This is a genomic window from Bacillus sp. XF8, from assembly GCF_017498755.1.
In the GTDB taxonomy this organism is placed as follows: Bacteria; Bacillota; Bacilli; order Bacillales; family Bacillaceae_G; genus Bacillus_A; species Bacillus_A bingmayongensis.
In genome coordinates this window covers 125,332-145,796 of record NZ_JAGDQK010000019.1, presented here as the reverse complement: position 1 = coordinate 145,796, position 20,465 = coordinate 125,332, and the positions used below count along the sequence as shown (strand labels likewise).

Below are 20,465 nucleotides of genomic sequence, written 5' to 3'. Positions count from 1 at the left end.
TGTAAAATAAAAAACAAAAACTAATTTCAATTATAAACCATAATATGACAATTTGTGTACCTTAAATTTTAAAATTTATATTATTTTTATATTCATCTCTCAATATACTAAACCGATATCTATCAATAAACGTTCCATTTCGTACTCTATCTTTTCTCATAATTCCTTCACAAACAAACCCAGCTTTTTTATAACTTTTTATCGCTTTTATGTTATCCGCATCAACACGTAGCCACACTTTCTCTAGACCGAATTCATAAAATCCAATTTGTAACATGCTATATAGCGCCGCAATCCCATATCCGCGTCCCCAATATTCTTTATTCCCAATTGCAATTCCTAATTCGGCATTTTTATTCGTTTTATCAAATTTTTTTAGATCAACCCAGCCGATATGCACACCACCTTCAGTAAGGATAGCTCGTTGTTCATACCCATTTTCCCTTGTCATACACATCTCAATCCATTTTTTTGTCTCATCACGCGTAAATGGTGGGTATTGGTCTGGTACAACTAAAAATTTTGTTACTTTTTTATCCAATGACCATTGATATCGATCTTCTACATCGTCTAATGTAAGTTCCCTTAATTGAATAACTGGTATATTCATTGTTCCATCTCCCTTTTATTTCCCTACAGAAAATCCCTCAAACAACCTGCCTCCATAGTTTTCTAAAGTTTTCTCGACAAAAGCAATCAGTTTCTTCTTCTCTCCAGTTCTATAAAAATGATCAAAAGCTTCAACAAATTGCTCTGCAAATGATGAATCATATTTTCTTAACACTCGAATAAACCATTTAGAATTCCCAACCCATTGCCCGTTTACTCTAAGTACAAATTCATGAACTAAATCTGCAAGAAGGTTCGCAATAAACAATTCTTCATCCCTCTTTGTTGCCCCAATAAAATCGTCTAATGCATCCGTAAGAAAGTACCGTTTCTGTCTGATAAGCCCTTCTGACCACTTTTCAGGACCTTGATCTATTAATTGCTGCGCTTCCTGTTTTAAACTTGTTACAGTTTCTAACTCCCCTTTTAAAATGATTCCCTCTGAAACTAATTGTGGTAAAGTAGGTTTTCCACGCTTACAATCACTTTTAAAATATTCTTTATATGTTGTAAAGTTATGTACAAACACTTCAACTGGCCACCCATTGCTCATAAAAGATTCGCGATAACACTTTGATAGATTGCTATCAATGATTACAATATCAAGATCCGATGTTTTTGTTTCTTCTCCCCTTGCAACACTTCCTCCTAATAAAGCAACATCACAATTTAGAAATTGAGATTCAATTATTTTTTGTGCAGCTTCAATTGCTTTCATGCGGTTCTCCTACTTTCATTTTCTTTGTTTATTTCTCTATCGTATGCTTTTTTAATATATGCCTCCGCTTCAGGTGTCTTACATGAAGTAGCACCATGCGTGCAACTGCGATTGCGATTTGCTCCAGTTTATTATTCCAAATTCCAATCGCAATAAGAGCGCTATCTATTGCTTCTTTTTTATATTATTTCTCCTTGCCTTAAATAAGCACTTACGATATATTCGACATTATTTATCATTTTCCTAGTTTTTATTTTTAAATACGGTATGTGAAATTATTTATACTTAAAAAGCAAGAATCATTTACATGTACTTTTTTATGAAATGATTCAATGAAACACCTTTCCTAATTAACGAAGAAATCTTTTCTTTAATTTCAATTGATCTATACTGTATTCAACCAAAGCATCTAGTGGATTAACAATTACTTTATTTAATCTATTCTCAATTTTTCTAGCAGCATCTACCATTGATAATTGAGCAACCGAAACAGCTTGATTTTCATCTTTCATTATCTGATATATATATTTACTCACTCTATCATCATATTCTTCTTTACGTCCTTGCATAATTAATTCAAAAGTATCTTTTATAATCATTGGTTTAATATCTATAGATTTCTGTCTTTGCTGTGCATATCGATTCAGACGTTCTACCGTCCCAGGGGCAGTACTAGGATTTGTAAATAATATTGTTTGCGGCCCTTGAATATTACAAAGCATTTCAAAGAATGGTTCATCAATTTTCAATATCGGTTTTGCAATTGAAAACTCTTCCTCCTGTATTAGCGTGATATAATTTGTACAAGTAATTAAAACTGCGTCTATATCACCTTCTGATATCCATTTCAACTGATCTTTCAACTTGCTTTGAGCTTGTGTCCTTCCAAATCCCTTTTCACTTTCCATCCTCTTCGACAATATGGGATCTACAAAATGTAGCAATTCCACCTCAAGTGATACAAATACACTTTCTATGTATGCAATATTTGAATGATGAGCATGTAAACAAGCTATTTTTTTCACTTTTATCACACCTTTTTCATTTTTTAAATGCATATGTAAAATTATGAAATCTAGATTCTAAAATTAATGAATTATTGTTATTATCCATTTCTTTTTTTATTTTAAAAAACCTGCTAAACAAGAATAATTCTCGCAGTAAAAACAACAAAATCTTACATCTTTTTTACAAATTTTTGTACTTGTAACAATCTTTTTTTGCATTTACCTACCTAAAATTGCTAATATAGTAGAGTAGAACTATTATAGAGAGAAGGAGAATTATGCACAATAGAATTAGGATGACAACCTTAGTAAAGAGAGCATTGTTGATTTGCGTCGGGGTATTATTTTTATACGAAGCTGTTTATGGATCAACTAATATTGCTTTAGCAAGTACGGAAGATGAAACAAAATCCGTTCAACTTGTAAGTGAAATTCAAACTGCTCTAACCCCAAAAGAAGCTCCAAAGCAATATAACGGGCAAGTTAGAAAAGTCGCTTACTTAACATTTGATGATGGTCCTGGTAAATACACTGCTGAGCTTCTAGAAATGCTAAAAAAAGAAGATGCGAAAGCTACATTTTTCCTTATTGGAGCAAATGTTAAAGCATTTCCTGATCTTGTAAAACGTGAATTTGATGAAGGACATTATGTTGGCATGCACAGCATGACACATAACTACAAAAAGCTTTATACAGAGGGACATTATGTAGATGAAATGAAAGAAGATCAAAGCTTAATCGCTGGGGTTATCGGAAAATCACCTATATTAACTCGTCCATCTTACGGATCAATGCCAGGATTAAATGAAGCGCTCCGCAATAAAGTTGTTGAAAATGGCTTGAAAGTTTGGGACTGGACAATTGACTCTTTAGACTGGAAATATAATAAAATGCCAGTCGATGCTGCCTCAGCACAAATTGTCCAAAATGTTCTTGCTGGTGCTACAAATCCGACAGAAGTCGTGTTAATGCACGATATTCACCCACAATCAGTAAAAGCAGTCCCTGGGATCATTAAAGGTCTAAAAGAAAAAGGTTATGAACTGGAAAGTTATCAAGAAGATGAACATTTCCCATTAAACTTCTGGCACGATAAGCGTATGTAATAGAAAAGACTTGATTTCTGTGATAGGAAAATCAAGTCTTTTTTTTCTTTTTATCCGTTTAGAAAATAGAGGTTATTAATTTTGCAATTAGATTGTTTCAATCACTTTCTACTAATATAGTATCTTGTTTCACCCATAAAATTAAGTCCAAATTTTTGTTCCTGCATTGTGCAATAATTGTACTCTTTTGATACATTTATTATACTCTATCAATACGGTATGTGAAATTACTGTATGTTTCCAAAATAAAAAAGTCTCCTCACAAGGATATTTATCCTTATAAGGAGACTAACGTTAATTTATTCGTTTAACCTTCTTGCGTAGTTTTTACTTTCGTTTTATTTTTATCAAGATGATTATAATTATATTTCGAACGATCTACTGGTGTAAATCCTTCCGGTGTATAGAATCGTAATAAATCTCCATTTACTACTTGATCAGAAAATTTAAGTTTCTGCTCAACCATTTGTTCATTTTGTTTAATCTCATCCGTCATTTCTACTGGTTTTCCTGTATTTGTATCATAATACTTTCCGTTCAGTGCAGTAACGGCCGGACTTACGTAGTTACCGTTACGGAATGCAACAACTTGTTTATGCTCTGGCGATAATAAATCCGTACCAAATTGGATATAATTCTTTGTATCCGTACCTAGTAAATGTAGTAACGTTGGAAGTACATCAATTTCTCCACCATATTGATGCTGAACTCCCCCCTGCATACCTGGTACGCGAATAATTAATGGTACGCGTTGCAATTGTGCATTTTCAAATGAATTCATTTCTTTACCCATTATTTGTGACATTGCGGCATTATGGTTATCTGAAATACCGTAATGATCTCCATACATAACAATAATAGAGTTATCATATAAACCAGACTGTTTCAAGTAATCCATAAAACTTTTTACAGCTTCATCTAAATAACGTGCTGTTTGGAAATACGTATCTACAGATGAATCACCTGTTTTTGCTGGTTCAATCGTTGCTTCTTGCTTATCGATTGGATAAGGGAAATGATTTGATAACGTAATAAATTTCGCATAGAACGGTTGCTTTAATGTTTGTAACAATGGAATTGATTCATTAAAGAACGGTTTATCTTTCAAGCCATAGTTTACAACATCATTATCATTCATATCATAATATGTCGCATCAAAGAATTTATTAAAACCAAATGATTTATAAACATCATCGCGATTCCAGAATGTTTTATAGTTTCCGTGGAATACTGCAGATGTGTACCCTTGTTGCCCTAAAATAGCTGGTGCCGCTTGATACGTATTATGAGATTTCGTTGTAAATACAGAACCTTGTGGTAATCCAAACATTGAGTTTTCTAACATAAACTCCGCATCAGATGTTTTACCTTGTCCAGTTTGATGGAAGAAATTATCAAAATACAACGTGTTCGCATCTTTCGTGAATGAATTTAAAAATGGTGTAACTTCTTGCCCATTCAATTTGTAATCAATCAAGAAATTTTGGAACGATTCTAAGTGAATGTAGATGACGTTCATACCTTTTCCCTTACCAAAATAATCTGGGTTTGGGCTTGCATAGTTTGATGTGATATAGTTTCGAACACCTGTCATACTATCTCCATCAGCTAACGCTCGTTCTGTTGTTGCTTTCATGCTTTGAATACCATCATAAATTGTATAGTTGTATGCGCCTAAATATTTTACAATGTAGTTTCTGTCAAATGTTCTTGTCAGTAATTCAGGACGATCAGATTCCGCTAAACCTAAATTAACACTGAAAATTAAAATTGCTGAGATAAATACAAGGGACAATTTATATTTTGCAACACGAATTGGTTTTGGATTAGCAACCTTTGTTATTACTAACGCAAGTAAAATAATTGTATCTAAGAAATACAGTGGGTCATACGGTTGTAATAATGCAAAAATACTTCCACCTAAATCTCCAAAGTTATTTGTTTGTGTTAATGTCGGGAACGTAATAAAATCGCTAAAAAAGCGGTAATACACTACGTTTGCGTATAACAGAGCTGTCATTAACAAATTAATAATAATTAGCCAAATATAAGATCGTTTTCCTTTTGCAAATAATGCAAGTCCTAAAAATAGGACAGCTGAGCTTAACGGGTTGAAAAATAGCAAGAACTTTTGGATTGTATTCGATATTCCCAAGTTAAATTCTGTCACATATGCTGCATATGTTTTCAACCAGAATAACACAACCGCAAATATGAAAAAACCAAAATGATTACTTAAAACACGTCTGCTCTTTAACAATAATTGTTTCATCTCTCCACCTCTTTTAATCATCCAAGGCTTATTTTTTATAAGTCTTTCTCTCTTTTTCAATATGTCTTCTCCAAATAGCCTTCTAAACTCTTTAACCATGTGAAGAATATTAGTAATTATAAGTTGAAGCTTTTATTTATTCAACTATTTCTTATGAGATATGTTGACCTAGATATATATTTAATGAAATACATTTGTAACATTTTTCACCGTTAACCCTCCGTGTAACAAGACACAATTACTATAAACCTTTATACTCTACTTCGCAAACATTCTTATTTCCAAAATTACCAATTGGATTTGTTGTTACTAATTTATTCATGTTAACAAAATAGTACCTACAATTGAATATTTACAAAAAATAAACCCCTTGCTCTTCAATCCTAGAGCAAGGGGTTTATCAAATATATTATTTTCCTTGATACATTGCATCTACTTGTTTTTGAAGTTCTTCATTTTCTAAGAACTCATCGTATGTTGCTTCTTTATCGATTACACCATTTGGCGTAACTTCGATAATACGGTTTGCAATTGTTTGTACGAACTGATGGTCATGAGATGTAAATAGCAATGTTCCTTTAAATGCGATTAAACCGTTATTTAATGCTGTAATAGACTCAAGGTCTAAGTGGTTCGTTGGATCATCAAGTGTTAATACGTTTGCTCCGCTTAACATCATTTTAGAAAGCATACAACGAACTTTTTCTCCACCTGACAATACAGAAACATTTTTCTTTACTTCTTCACCTGAGAAGAGCATACGACCTAAGAAACCACGTAAGAAGCTTTCTGTTTCATCTTGTGGGGAGAACTGACGTAACCATTCAACTAAGTTATATTCACTGTTCTCGAAGTACTTAGAGTTGTCTCTTGGGAAGTAAGCTTGAGATGTTGTAACGCCCCACTTAAATGAACCACTATCTGGCTCCATTTCACCCATAAGAATTTTAAATAATGTTGTCATCGCAATATCATTACGCCCGATAAATGCAACTTTATCACCTTTATTTAAAGTAAAGTACACATTATCTAATACCTTTTCTCCATCAATCGTTTTTGAAAGACCTTCAACAGTTAATAAATCATTCCCTACCTCACGCTCTGGTGTGAAGCCGACGAATGGATAACGGCGTGATGATGGTTTAATATCATCTAATGTAATTTTATCTAATAATTTTTTACGAGAAGTCGCTTGCTTCGCTTTAGATGCGTTTGAACTAAAACGTGCGATGAAGTTTTGCAACTCTTTTACTTTCTCTTCTTTTTTCTTATTTGCATCTTGTGTTAGTTTTAGTGCTAATTGGCTTGATTCATACCAGAAGTCATAGTTACCAACATATAATTGAATTTTACCGAAATCAAGATCCGCCATGTGCGTACATACTTTATTTAAGAAGTGACGGTCATGGGATACAACGATAACAGTATTTTCAAAGTTCATTAAGAAGTTCTCTAACCATTGAATCGCTTTTAAGTCTAAGTGGTTGGTAGGCTCATCTAATAATAGAATGTCAGGTTGACCGAATAATGCTTGAGCAAGTAATACTTTTACTTTCTCTGCCCCTGTTAACTCAGACATCTTTTTATCATGAAGATCTTCTCCAATGCCTAATCCTTTTAAAAGGATTGCAGCTTCAGATTCAGCTTCCCAACCGTTTAGCTCAGCAAACTCACCTTCAAGTTCTGCCGCGCGCATACCGTCTTCATCACTGAAATCCTCTTTCATGTAAATCGCATTTTTTTCTTGCATTACTTTGTAAAGACGTGTGTGACCCATAATTACTGTTTCTAATACAGGAAACTCTTCATATTCGAAGTGGTTCTGTTTTAATACTGCTAAACGCTCACCCGGCGTAATATGTACATCGCCTGTTGATGGGTCAATTTCTCCAGATAAAATCTTTAGAAATGTTGATTTACCAGCACCGTTTGCTCCGATTAAACCGTAGCAGTTACCTGGTGTGAATTTTATGTTAACATCTTCAAATAATTTTCTGTCCGCAAAGCGCAATCCTACGTTACTAACTGTAATCATGTGGTTCCTCCAATTTTGATACTTTTATATGCATACTTCACTTACTATAACATATTTAGCCATCTAAAGGTATATCTAATCATCTTTCTATTTCAACAACCGAAAATTTCTATTCTAATCCCCAAAATAATCAAGCTATATTTCAACAAAATAAAAGCACTTAAAAGAAATCATAAAGAAATGGCCTATGTAATGGTATCAAATGTTCAAGCTCTTTTACTTCTTCCTCTGTTCCTGAAAGAGTGCCAATTTCGTATAGCTCTAGCGGGCGCTTATATCCGAATACCATTGCTGATAAATCATTTATATTTAAATGAATTCCTCCACTGTTTTGTTTTTCTGTTTCTTCTTTATTCATAATTACTATTTCTTTGTTCTGTAATTGAACCGTCACATTATTCCATGGTGCAAATGAATCAGAAATATGTAAAATGATTTCATTTTGTTGGTTACTCCAAACCAATGAATATTGATTTAAAAACTGCTTCACGTCTACAATTCGAGCCATAAAATAGGGAGTAACTTCAACCTTTACCCGAGGCTCTTGTAAAGTATAAAGTAATGGCTCTGTTTCACTTAGTATCATCTTAAGTTCTTTTATCATGGAGTCATGTTGACAAATAAAATTCCAAAGTCCATTTCTAGCTTCGTTATTTAGCGGAACAAATTCTTCTACTGTCATTTTTGAATCATTTATTTTGTAAAACATATAACCAGTAGCTTCATTTTCTTCATTATAATAAACAGCTACTGTTAAATCATGATAAAGTGCATGAATCCACCAATCTTTACTTCGGATTAGCATCCCCGCAAAACGTTTCGCAAACGTTTCATATATTGCCTCAATTTCATTTGGATGATTATCTTTGTTAAAACGTCTTATATTCCCTTTTACGTGGTTTTGCATCACTAAATCATTCTTCGTCATTGAACAGATTAAACGGTTTGCAAATAGTTCCCATCCATACTTTCTGTAAAATGAAACTGCAAATGGATGTAACATAGATACGCTAAATCCATCTTGTTTCATTTTTTGTAGCACATGCTTTAGTAGTTCTTTTACATGTCCACTCCGTCTATACTCTGGGTATGTCGCTACCCCTGCAATTCCACCCATTTTAAAAATTTCATCACCAATATTTATTTCTAGAGGAAGAAGATGCAATTTCGCTGCGAGTTGATCCCCTTCCAAAATTCCAAACAATTGGTGGTGTTCTTTCATTAGTGTAAGGCGCTTTTCAATTTGATCTTCTGGCACTTTATATTGAAAGGCATATTCAGATAAGGCAATCGCTTCTCTATATTGGTGCTTTGCTAATTCAACTACTTTCATAAATATCTCCTCCTATTCCCTTTATTACATTCGTACTCATACAGATAAAATCCTATCAAAAAAATTAGAAAGGTCGATGGAATATATAAATATTTTGATATAAAACAAAAAGCTGTACCTACTAATCACTTTTATCATGTCCCCTGTATACCATATAAAAATAAAACTTTAATCAGTAGGGTTTTCGTCATCTCCCACTGATTATTAAACCTCATCAATCAAACCTTTACGGACATTTGATCCCCCACCTCTCTTCCTTGTTACTCTCTGAATCTTGAGGTGGGCGTCTTACTGCCCGCAAATAGCAGGATAATTAAAGAAAGGAAGAAAAATACTTATGAGCTCTTATTACGATAAATTAAATAGATTGAATGCAACTAGAGACTTCCTTTCTCGAAGCAGAAATAGAAGTCTTAGAGGAGAAAATTCCGAGTCTACAAGGCCATCAGCGTTTAGAGCCATCAACATGTCTACACTTCAACGAGTACCTGCCAATACTACAGTTAAAGTTTTATACCCTAATATCCAATTTGATTTAGCAAATGAATTTAACTCCGCTGCATCTATGTTCATTCCTGAAACAAAAGGTGTTTATTCATTGACTGCAAGTGTTCTTTTCGCACCTAGTAATTTCAATGAGGCCTACAGAGGAAGAATAAGTATTCAAGTAAATGGTCATGAGGTGGCTGCTGATAATGATTTCTTTGGAGCAAATATCGAGATAAAAAATATCATATCCGTTTCTACTATAACTGAGTTAAAATGCGAGGATATTGTTGAGGTGTTTTTTATATCTAATGTAGCTGGTACAATCAATTTACTTAATAGCATTACACGTTTTGAAGGAGCGAGATTTCCATCTCCGGCAACTTAATCAAAAACGTCTATAACAAATGTCCTTACTATTGTTATAGACGTTTTACTTTATGCCTTTTCCAATTCTGTTTGTAGTTTGCTCAGTTCCTGAAAGAATGTAGGATACGAAACTCCAACAGCCTCTGCATCTTCGAGTGCTGTTTTACCCTCAGCTATAGAGCCCGCAATCGCAAGCATCATACCGATTCGGTGATCACCATGACTATTTACTTTATTCCCCTTTAACGAAGACTTACCGTAAATAACCATTCCATCATCCGTTGCTTCGATATGTGCTCCCAGCTTTGTTAATTCTGCTACAACTGTATCGATTCGGTTTGTTTCTTTTACTTTCAATTCATGTGCATCCTTAATAACCGTAATTCCTTCTGCTTGTGTTGCTGCAAGCGCAATGATTGGAATTTCATCAATAAGTCTTGGTATTATATCTCCACCAATTTCAATTCCTTTAAGTGAGGACGTTTCAATCGTAATATTCGCAGCTGGTTCTGACGCATCATTATGAATAGGATGTATTTCTAATTTAGCACCCATTTTAGTAAGAACATCGATAATTCCTGTACGAGTTGGATTCATTCCAACATTTTGTAGTACAAGTTTACTATTTGGGACAATGGCTCCTGCGGCTAAGAAAAATGCTGCTGAAGAAACATCACCAGGTACTTGTATATCAGTCCCTACTAATTTTTGTCCACCCGCAATCTTCACTGTTTTTCCCTCACGTGTTACCGTAACCCCAAATGCCTCAAGCATCCTTTCTGTATGATCTCGTGAAATTTGAGGTTCTGTAACAGTTGTTACACCTTCTGCGGTCAGTCCTGCAAGTAAAATTGCTGATTTTACTTGTGCGCTTGCTACAGGTGAAGTATAGTCGATTGCTTTTAAATTTCCACCTCGTATTGTAAGTGGCGTAAATGTTCCTTCTTCTCTACCGTCAATTTTTGCTCCCATAAGCCCAAGCGGATTCGTTACACGTTTCATTGGTCTTTTTCCAATTGACGAATCCCCTTGGATACAGGAATGGAAAGGCGTATTTGCAAGTATCCCAGACATTAACCGAATCGTTGTACCTGAATTACCAACATCTAAAATATTTTTAGGTTCTTGTAACCCTTCTAATCCTTTTCCAATGACAACTACCTCATCACTATTTTGTGAAATTTCTACTCCCATTTCTCTAAAACAAGAAATTGTACTTAAACAATCTGCACCAGGCAGAAAACCTTTAATTGTTGTTTTCCCTTGCGCAATTGCTCCAAACATAACGGCACGGTGTGAGATAGATTTATCTCCAGGGATTGTAATAGTACCTTTTAATCCGTTTTTTACAGTTTGTATAACTTGTTCTTTCATCTTTCAGCCCCCTCCTTATTACATTGTTTCATATGTTTGAAATTCTTCTTTTTGTAGTGCGACCGTTGCTTTTTGACGATCCTCTTCTCTTTGGAAACTAATGCGAAGCACACCAAGTAATCCTTCACGTGCTTCTATAATTTGCAGATTTGTAATACTAATTTCTTTATGAGCTAAAATACTCGTAATATGAGCCAATGCCCCTACTTTATCTAAAACGTCGACATATAAGTCATGATAAGCTGGAATTGCTCCGCTTTTACGAACTGGTAAAGAATCACGGTATTCTTTGGCGTTTGCAAAATAGTTCTGCAGCTCATCCGCATCGCCATTAGCAACCGTTTTGTGTAACTCTTTCATTTCTAATATCCACTCTTCTAGTAGCTGTAATAAATGATTTCGATTTTGTTTTACAATATCACTCCACATTTTAGGACTACTTGATGCAATCCGTGTAATATCTTTGAATCCACCAGCAGCAAGTTGATGAATGAGTGGATTATCCCCTGCATGCTTTTCAACTTGTTTCACTAGGCCCGCGGCAATTAAATGCGGAAAATGACTTACAATTCCTGTTACATAATCATGTTCTTCCGTATTCAATACAAGAAAATGAGAACCTGTTCCTCTTAACCATTCTTTTAGTTGTTCCACTCGATGATTTGCCACATAACTCAATGGTGTTAAAATGTAAAATGCATTTTCAAACAAGTGTGCTTTTGCACTTTCAACTCCGGTTTTGTGCGAACCTGCCATCGGATGACCCCCAATGAAAGAGATTCCTTCTGGTAATAAAGCTTCTGCTTCATTCATGATTTTCCCTTTTGTACTTCCTACATCTGTAACAATTACATCTTCACGTAAGTCATATAATGAAAGCTGACGCAGTAACTTTGTTGTTTCTTCAACTGGGGAAGCAAAAATGATTAATTCTGCCTCCTCACAAGCAGTTTGTAAATCTCTTGCAATTTCATCAATTACGTGAAGTTCTTTCGCACGCTCCACTTGTTCACTATGAATATCATAGCCAGTAATCATCACTTCATGTTCTCTTCTAATCGCTAATGCGAGAGAACCACCAATTAACCCTGTACCAATTAATAAAACTTTTTTACACATTTGTCTCATCTCGAAACTTATTTTTTCTATTTATAAAGTGCTGTTTTAACACTGAAATCACTCCCTCATTCTGTTCACTCGTCCCAATTGTAATGCGAACACCGTTCGGAAACGGACGAATAATAAAGCCTGCATGTGCACATTTATCATAAATCTCTTGTGCATCATCTACTGGCAAAAAGATAAAGTTTGTTTGAGAAGAATAAAACGGTATCTTATTCTCGTTACAAAAGCTTTCATATCGCTCTAATCCTTCTCGATTCACATGAACTACTTCCTTTATGAATTCTGCATCATGACAAGCGATTGTTGCTGCTCTTTGCGCAAGTGAAGAAACATTAAATGGCAAACGAACAACATTTAATTTCTCAATCAATTCTTCCTGCCCAACTGCATATCCTACGCGAAATGATGCTAAACCATATGCTTTAGAAAATGTTCGTAATATAAGAAGGTTTTTATGGTTTCTCAATAACGGTATTGTTTCTGGAAAGTCTTTCGCCGTGACATATTCATAGTACGCTTCATCGATTACAATTAGCGCACTGTCATGCACTCTATTTATAAATTCATTTAATCTTCGCTCATCAATATATGTGCCCGTCGGATTATTCGGATTACAAATCCAAACAATTTTTGTTTTTTCATCTATTGCTGCTGCAATTTCCTCTAAGTTGTATGATCCATTTTGCAGTGGAATTTCTTTCACTTCGCAACCTTCAATCACTGCATGATGACGATATTGCGGGAAAGTTTCTCCTGCTGTTACAATATTATCGCCTACGCAAAGCACTGTACGGCTTATAATTTGAATGACTTCATCGAGTCCACTTCCACATATAATTTGATCCTTTTGAACTTGTAGTTTTTCTGCAATTGATTGGCGAAGTTCTACAGCTCCTCCATCAGGATATAAGGCATGTTCATGCCACGCTTTTTGTAATTCTTCCATAACGCGCGGTGAACAACCAAATGGATTTTCATTTGATGCTAATTTTACAAATGAATGATCGCCATATACTTCTTTCATTTGCTGTGCTGATTTACCGGGTTTATATGGCTGTAATGATGATAATTGCTCTTTTACCTTCATCTGTATCCATCCTTTTTAAAATTCTTTTGCATACTTGTTATGCTGCATAATATTTTGTTCGATTAATTCCATGCGATCTTTTCCGAATTGTTCAACTAATGCATCAGCAAGCTCCCATGCAACAACAGCCTCTGCAACAACACTTGCTGCTGGAACTGCACAGCTATCAGATCGTTCAATACTTGCTTGGAATGCTTCTTTCGTATCAATATCTACACTTGCAAGTGGTTTATATAATGTAGGAATTGGCTTCATAACACCTCTTACAACAATTGGCATTCCTGTTGTCATACCACCTTCTAATCCACCTGCGTTATTTGTTTTTCTTGCATATCCTTTTCCTTCATCCCATATGATTTCATCATGTACCGAACTTCCAGGCTGCCTTGCCGCCTCAAACCCAATTCCAATTTCAGCGCCTTTAAAAGCATTAATACTCATAATTGCTCCTGCAAGTTTTGCATCTAATTTTCGGTCATAATGTACATAACTCCCAACGCCGATTGGCATCCCTTCTGCCATTACTTCTACAATTCCACCAATTGAATCTCCACTGCTTTTCGCAGTATCAATTGCATCCATCATTTTTTGCTCTACTTCTTTATCTAGACAACGAACAGGTGAATTTTCTGTAATTGTTTGGATCTCTTCTATTGGCAATTGGCCTACACGATTTGCTTTTATCCCGCCAATTTCAAGAACATGCCCTGCAATTTGTACACCTAATTCTTTTAAAATTTGTTTTGCAACCGCGCCAGCAGCTACTCTTACAGTTGTCTCCCGTGCAGAAGAACGTTCTAAAACATTTCGTATATCACGGTGACCATATTTAATTGCACCGTTTAAATCTGCATGTCCTGGACGTGGTTTTGTAATCGTGCGTTTCATTTCTTTACTTTCTTGCTCCGAAATCGGTTCAGCTCCCATTACTTTCGTCCAATGTTTAAAATCATCATTTTTTACGATTAATGTAATTGGTGAACCAAGTGTCATTCCGTGGCGCACACCACTTACAATTTCTACTGTATCTGTTTCAATTTGCATGCGTCTCCCGCGACCATGCCCTTTTTGTCTTCTTAGTAATTCCTTATTAATATGTTCTGCTTGTAACGATAGTCCTGCAGGTACACCTTCCAAAATAACAGTTAACTGCGGACCATGTGATTCTCCGGCTGTAATATATCTCATTTCTCTTACCCCTTTATTATTTTTTTGTACAAAAAAGTCCCTACTGAGCGCTCAGTAGGGACGATTATTATCGCGGTACCACCCTAATTGTAGACTATTTTTCGTCTACCTCTTATCATTTTTAACGATCTATGAGACCGTCTTTCCCTTCATAAAGACTATTATCTTTACTACGAAAAAGATGCTCTAGGGCTGTAATTCATGCTTATCTTTGTACTGATTCTCACCATCCATCAGCTCTCTATAAACAGGGAGATAAGCACTACTGTTTCCCTTTCTACGCATATTTAATATGAAATTAAGATAATTTATTTTTGAATCCTTTTAACTCTTCCATGAATTTATGGAACTCCGGAATATCCATTTGCTGTGCAGAATCAGATAATGCAACTGCTGGGTCCGGATGTACTTCTGCCATGACTGCGTCTGCTCCGATTGCTAGTGCTGCTTTTGCAGTTGGCAATAATAAATCTCTGCGCCCTGTAGAATGTGTTACGTCCACAACAACTGGTAAATGTGTTTCTTTCTTTAAAATTGGTACGGCTGAAATATCTAATGTATTACGCGTCGCTCTTTCGTATGTGCGGATACCGCGCTCACATAGTATAATTTGATCATTTCCTTGCGCGATGATGTATTCAGCTGCATTGATGAACTCGTCAATTGTCGCTGCTAAACCACGTTTTAATAATACAGGTTTATTTACTTTACCTACAGCTCTTAATAAATCGAAGTTTTGCATGTTTCGTGCCCCAACTTGAATGACATCAACGTAATCAAGGGCCATTTCTACATCGTTTGGATTTAAGATTTCACTGATAATCGCTAAGTCGAATTCATCAGCTACTTGACGTAAAATTTGTAAGCCTTCAACCCCTAATCCTTGGAAATCGTATGGTGATGTTCTCGGTTTGAAAGCACCGCCGCGCATTAATTTTAATCCTTGTTCTTTCATCGCTTGCCCAACTTGGCGAACTTGCTCTAGGCTTTCTACCGCACATGGACCCATGATGAATGTTTGCGTTCCATTTCCTAATAATTCACCTTTTACATCAACGATTGTATTTTCTTTTTTCTTTTTACGTGAAACAAGTAATGCTTTACGGTTGTCATCTTCTTGCAATTCTAAGCTCGCTTTGAAAATCGTTTTGAAAATGTGCTGAACTGTTGAAGTTTCGAATGGTCCTTCATTATGTTCCGCGATCATATCCAGTACTTCGCGCTCACGAACTGGGTCAAAACGTTTCGTACCTTGCACTTGTTTTTGTTCTCCAATCTTTTGAACAATTTTACCTCTTTCATTTAATAGTTCTAGTAACTGTAAATTGATTTTATCCACCTGTTTACGTAATTGTTCTAATTCATGATTTGCCATTTTAAAGTCCTCCTCTAATGTTTTAAAAGTATAGTAAGAGAATAAAAATTCCCTATTTTCTGAATCAATGAGTTATACAAACTTATTATGGGATCGTTACCGCCTTTTCTGTGTACAAAAAATCCCTACTGATCTACTCAGTAGGGACGATATTTATCGCGGTACCACCCTAGTTGCAGACTTATTTCGTCTACCTCTCTTCACTGTTAACGATCATTTGACCGTCTTTCCCTTCATAAAGACTATTATCTTTACTACGAAAAAGATGCTCCAGGACTGTAATTCGCACTTGTCTTTGTACTGGTTCACACCAACCACCAGCTCTCTGTTACAGGGAAACAACTACTACTCCTTTTCCTTTCATCGCATGTAATATTCCATTTTCAAGTTGGACCACAAAAATACAAAAAGTCCCTACTGATCCAATCAGTAGGGACGATATTTATCGCGGTACCACCCTAGTTGTAAACTTATTTCGTCTACCTCTCTTCACTGTTAACGATCATTTGACCGCTTTTCCTTCATAAAGAACATATATCTTTACTACGAAAAAGATGCTCCAAGACTGTAATTCATGATTATCCCTGTACTGATTCACACCAACCATCAGCTCTCTGTTACAGTAAGATCCTCACTACTGTGATCCCTTCATTGCACTTTGTTTATTCAAATGTTTTTGAAATTGAATAAGTTATGATTCGTATTATAGAATGCTTTTTTAAATACTGTCAACACCTTTTTATTTTATTTTTAAAAAATCCACTCTTTCCCTATAATTATCCTTATCCATTTGCGATTACAATCCCAATACGAATCATTTCGTTTTGAATAGATATTAGTAAGTCATTTTCTACCTGGTACTCTGTTAGTAATTGTTTAATCTCAATGATTTCACTTTCAAAAGAATTTGCCTCATGCAGGTGTTGTAATAACGAAAAAAACAACTCGCCATAGGCTTCTACATGATATTGTATGTTCTTTTTCTTTTCCAAGATATCCAAAAGTAGTTGTTTCATTTCTGCTTGATCGTAACATACTGATGGTGACGAGAAATGACTAAGAATTGTTTGTAACCCTTTTTCTGCAACTTCATCCATACATAATACAAAACGTAAAAACATGACATATTCCCTACCAGTTATAGAACTCATTTTTGGACGTTCAATTAAAAATCCAGCTAACCAAGCTGTCCAAAATTTATGTTGTTCTCTCGCACTTAATGTTTTCACATAATAACATAAATGTTCCATAAACTTAATTTTTTCATTTTCTGTTTCCTGTATAAAAAGTGGATATAACCAATCTGCTCGCTGATTCCAATATAATACACATTTAATAAATACAAAGCTGAGCCACTTTAAAAATACTTCTTTTGTATGTGGATGCAACAAATATAAATGTTCGACTGCATATTTAATATATCGCCTTATCTCTGTAAATAACGGTAAATTTATTTGTGTATAGCAAAGTCCTGCCCATGCATATTTTATTGCTTTTTCTTGTTTTTTTAAATCGAGATATGGTAACAGATTTTTTCTACACCATTGTTTCTCAATATGATATAAAAATGTTATATCTGCAGTTAATCGTGCAAACATGACATTTGTACTCTGTGAAAATACTCTCATTTGTTCTTCAAATAAAAACAAGTATTCGTGAATATTTCGGTCGTATAAGTGGTCATATGCTAGTAGCTTTAATAATACTGATGTCATCTTTCCAATAGGGTGTTGAATAGACTCATTATAAAAATCATGCTCTTCTATCTTGAAATTCGGATCACTTTTCATTACTTGAGGAAATAAAGAAAAGGCAAAGCGCTTCACAACACGTATACTATCCTCTTGAAATTCTTCTAATCGATTGCTGATTTCATAAAGAAAACTGCTAATTAACCAATGGAAAGACGTATTTCTTACAAATTGTTGCAAGAGCGGAATGATTTTTTGTATTTGTTGATTTGTAAGCTTACGATTATTTCTCCATGCCCTAATACACACAAACCATACTTCATTGCTTACCTTATCTTCCCCTACTAATTGATATGCAAGCGAAATACTCCATTCTGTATTCAATTTACATGCTTTTGATAACATTTCTAAAAAATGACGTTGTTCAAAAATACCATCATGAGAAAAGAGCCTTACCTGTTTCATCATTTCATGGTCTTTCAACTGTAATAGCCCATCGGCCGTTACGTTACATGTAATACTTTGCACGGCATCCTCTACTGGCTTTTCACCGTAACGTTCTGGGGAAAAATGAGGGTGCTTTTGTTTCATTTTTTTATATACTTGTACTGTACAATTACTATTTGGATCACATGTATAAAGCAAATCCATAACAAGACAAGCATCAAAAGCTCTCTCATTAACAAGGTGTTTCATAACCTTTTGTAACACCTCTTGCTTTCTTTGCTCCGAAGCAAATAGATAATGCTTCTTTAAAAATTTAAATACTTCATGTCTATATGTAACATGTAAGAGTAACTTTTGTTCTAACAGCCATTTGATTTTTTCATCGTCAGTTACAAATGAATTTTTACTCATCGCAGCTATCGCAATTCGCTTTTGTAATATACTATCTGTTTCGATCATTTGAGCGATATAATAGTTTGCCTTTCTCTTATTATTTTCACATAAATAAGTGAGACATTCTTTTACAATACGAATTAAAAATGTAAAATCTTTTGGCTGTAAATCATGGTCGGAAAATTCGACTGTATTATATGTCACACCGTCTTTTTTCTGCAGTGCAGCCTGTCTTAAAAATAACATTTGGATTTTCTCTAACCCCATGACCATTATTGGATCGGCAAAATACGCGATATGCGGCTTCATTCTTTCATCCCAAATTCTTTGTACAAACGAATATACGGGAACTGGTAAACGACTTGTCTCCTCTAATTCAATTGAATCTCGCATATCGTGTTCCCATCTTCTGACACGTTTTAATTTAATTTTCCCATCCAAAATAAACGCCAACAATAATACGAAAATTTCTTTATGTTCAGGAAAGGAACATTTATGTAACAAATATGAAACCAATTCTATAGAGCTGCTATTTTTTTCTGCTGTTTCTAATAAAAGTAATGTCCATTTTGCGAATAATAGCGGTTCAATTGGCTCTTTTGTTTCGTTTAAATACGTACAAATGGTTCGCCATAACAAAGGAGAAACTTTCGAGTGATTTTTATAAATAAGCTGAAATAATTCTTTTTGATGACTAAAAAGAAATTGTTTGACGAGCCACTCAGCCAACAATTCATCCTCTTCATTATTGATAGCGGAAAGCAAAAATAAATTTTGGAGTTTCCCTTCTGCCTCTAACCATTCTACCCACTCGTAATCGCGAGCAAATTCTATAAAATACCGAAGTGTTTCAATTTTTTTTACTGATTGCTTTATATATGATAATTGCTCTTGTTCAACTGATGGCGGGACTGTCACGATATCACGAATCCGCATTCTTTTTGTAATATAATTATCTCCCATTAATTCAGCCCAGCGCTTCACTGCTTTAACAAGTGCTTGATGATTGTTTGCCTTATTTGGATAAACAATCGGCCTCACTCCTAAATGCTCCCAATGATATGTATTATCTCCTTGTGCAACAAATGCATAACGTCTTGTACTCGGCGGTAAACCCGTTGCTAAATATTTCATGACAGGATCATTATGACTATATCCGATGAATAACACCGTATAATTTGAAAATAAATCAACTAAAAATCTTCTTGCCCATCCCTCTGTTAAGTAAGCCCTTCCAAAATCGCCATCCGTTAATATTAAATTTTCTTTTTCTTGTTCTACATTGCCATGTATATATGCTAAACCTTTAAACGCTCTACCTGTTGGAAGTGCTGGTGCATAATATATATTGATATCTCGATTCATTTCCCGAATTACACTTGTAAAATGCTGATCAAAATTTGTAGTAACGATGCGAACATCAATATCATCTGAAAAAAGCCGTGGAATTGCATAGTGTAATGGATTCGGTTTCGAATTTTTCACATCAACAAGATCTTGTGCAACTTGATGTACATCTTTCGTCTTCGCAACTTTTCCAAGATAATAATCATGTGGTTCCGTATTTTCACGCTTTTCAACATATAAAGCTTCCGCAATTTCATCAACTAAATCATCGAAATTTGGTAAGTTTGATTTCCCTTTCATAGAAACTCCTGCTCCGACAAATAATACAAGCCTTCCTTGTTCAAGGTTATCAAATAGTTCATCTGGAATTTCTACTTCTGAAGTAATCCACATTTGGATCCCCCCTTACCTAAAAATGTCATACACTCTCATTTTACTATAACATTTTTTATTTATTTTTTTAATATTTCGACAAGAGGTTTGACATGAAAAAATTTATTTAC

At 34.8% G+C, this 20,465-nt stretch carries 14 protein-coding genes, 1 pseudogene and 3 other annotated features; of the genes and pseudogenes, 2 read left to right on the top strand and 13 right to left on the bottom strand.

Annotated features, from left to right (window positions below):
* Positions 1–61: 61 nt before the first annotated feature.
* The 4 genes and pseudogenes from J4P91_RS12915 to J4P91_RS12905 all read right to left on the bottom strand — a co-directional run bounded on the left by J4P91_RS12915 (position 62) and on the right by J4P91_RS12905 (position 2,352).
* On the bottom strand, positions 62–610 hold the full coding sequence (locus J4P91_RS12915; protein WP_207994451.1) for a GNAT family N-acetyltransferase: 549 nt from the start codon (positions 608–610) through the stop codon (positions 62–64).
* 15 nt (positions 611–625) lie between these two features.
* Positions 626–1,327, bottom strand: coding sequence for a nucleotidyltransferase domain-containing protein (locus J4P91_RS12910; protein ID WP_207994450.1), 702 nt, complete (start codon positions 1,325–1,327; stop codon positions 626–628).
* Positions 1,324–1,508: pseudogene (locus tag J4P91_RS28875) on the bottom strand (DNA alkylation repair protein); the annotation flags it as partial. The pseudogene J4P91_RS28875 and the gene J4P91_RS12910, both read right to left, overlap by 4 nt.
* Positions 1,509–1,677: 169 nt before the next feature.
* Positions 1,678–2,352 carry a hypothetical protein gene (locus tag J4P91_RS12905; protein WP_207994449.1) on the bottom strand — a complete coding sequence of 225 codons (675 nt, stop codon included), beginning with the start codon at positions 2,350–2,352 and terminating at the stop codon, positions 1,678–1,680.
* A 260-nt stretch (positions 2,353–2,612) separates the two neighbouring features.
* Between J4P91_RS12905 and J4P91_RS12900 the strand changes: the two genes are divergently transcribed.
* A complete protein-coding gene (locus tag J4P91_RS12900) occupies positions 2,613–3,440 on the top strand; it encodes a peptidoglycan-N-acetylglucosamine deacetylase (RefSeq protein WP_207994448.1) in 828 nt (275 codons plus the stop codon).
* 307 nt (positions 3,441–3,747) lie between these two features.
* Here the strand turns inward: J4P91_RS12900 and ltaS are convergent, their stop codons facing one another.
* The 3 genes from ltaS to J4P91_RS12885 form a co-directional block, all read right to left on the bottom strand.
* Positions 3,748–5,712 (bottom strand): lipoteichoic acid synthase, encoded by a 1,965-nt coding sequence (gene ltaS / locus J4P91_RS12895; RefSeq protein WP_207994447.1) that lies wholly within the window; start codon positions 5,710–5,712, stop codon positions 3,748–3,750.
* Positions 5,713–6,121: 409 nt separating this feature from the next.
* On the bottom strand, positions 6,122–7,747 hold the full coding sequence (locus tag J4P91_RS12890; protein ID WP_017151930.1) for an ABC-F family ATP-binding cassette domain-containing protein: 1,626 nt from the start codon (positions 7,745–7,747) through the stop codon (positions 6,122–6,124).
* A gap of 160 nt (positions 7,748–7,907) precedes the next feature.
* Entirely contained in the window at positions 7,908–9,080 is a 1,173-nt protein-coding gene (locus tag J4P91_RS12885) for a GNAT family N-acetyltransferase (RefSeq protein WP_207994446.1), read from the bottom strand.
* 466 nt (positions 9,081–9,546) lie between these two features.
* Between J4P91_RS12885 and J4P91_RS12880 the strand changes: the two genes are divergently transcribed.
* Positions 9,547–9,954 carry a hypothetical protein gene (locus J4P91_RS12880; RefSeq protein WP_243763832.1) on the top strand — a complete coding sequence of 136 codons (408 nt, stop codon included), beginning with the start codon at positions 9,547–9,549 and terminating at the stop codon, positions 9,952–9,954.
* Between the two features lie 50 nt (positions 9,955–10,004).
* On the opposite strand, the gene aroA is transcribed toward J4P91_RS12880, so the two are convergent.
* The 6 genes from aroA to J4P91_RS12850 all read right to left on the bottom strand — a co-directional run bounded on the left by aroA (position 10,005) and on the right by J4P91_RS12850 (position 20,355).
* The gene (aroA, locus tag J4P91_RS12875) at positions 10,005–11,309 is read right to left on the bottom strand and encodes a 3-phosphoshikimate 1-carboxyvinyltransferase (protein ID WP_207994444.1); all 1,305 of its coding nucleotides are present in this window, start codon (positions 11,307–11,309) and stop codon (positions 10,005–10,007) included.
* Between the two features lie 18 nt (positions 11,310–11,327).
* Positions 11,328–12,428 (bottom strand): prephenate dehydrogenase, encoded by a 1,101-nt coding sequence (gene tyrA, locus J4P91_RS12870; protein WP_207994443.1) that lies wholly within the window; start codon positions 12,426–12,428, stop codon positions 11,328–11,330.
* Positions 12,421–13,521, bottom strand: a complete 1,101-nt coding sequence (hisC, locus tag J4P91_RS12865) for a histidinol-phosphate transaminase (protein WP_207994442.1) — start codon at positions 13,519–13,521, stop codon at positions 12,421–12,423. Before hisC ends, tyrA begins: the two co-directional genes overlap by 8 nt.
* A gap of 15 nt (positions 13,522–13,536) precedes the next feature.
* Positions 13,537–14,709, bottom strand: coding sequence for a chorismate synthase (gene aroC, locus J4P91_RS12860; RefSeq protein WP_207994441.1), 1,173 nt, complete (start codon positions 14,707–14,709; stop codon positions 13,537–13,539).
* Positions 14,710–14,762: 53 nt separating this feature from the next.
* Positions 14,763–14,998: a binding site (T-box leader), on the bottom strand.
* 9 nt (positions 14,999–15,007) lie between these two features.
* Positions 15,008–16,084, bottom strand: coding sequence for a bifunctional 3-deoxy-7-phosphoheptulonate synthase/chorismate mutase (locus tag J4P91_RS12855; RefSeq protein WP_017151923.1), 1,077 nt, complete (start codon positions 16,082–16,084; stop codon positions 15,008–15,010).
* 139 nt (positions 16,085–16,223) lie between these two features.
* Positions 16,224–16,457, bottom strand: a binding site (T-box leader).
* Between the two features lie 55 nt (positions 16,458–16,512).
* Positions 16,513–16,745 (bottom strand) — a binding site (T-box leader).
* A 121-nt stretch (positions 16,746–16,866) separates the two neighbouring features.
* Positions 16,867–20,355 carry a DUF4020 domain-containing protein gene (locus J4P91_RS12850; protein WP_207994440.1) on the bottom strand — a complete coding sequence of 1,163 codons (3,489 nt, stop codon included), beginning with the start codon at positions 20,353–20,355 and terminating at the stop codon, positions 16,867–16,869.
* Between the last annotated feature and the right edge of the window lie 110 nt (positions 20,356–20,465).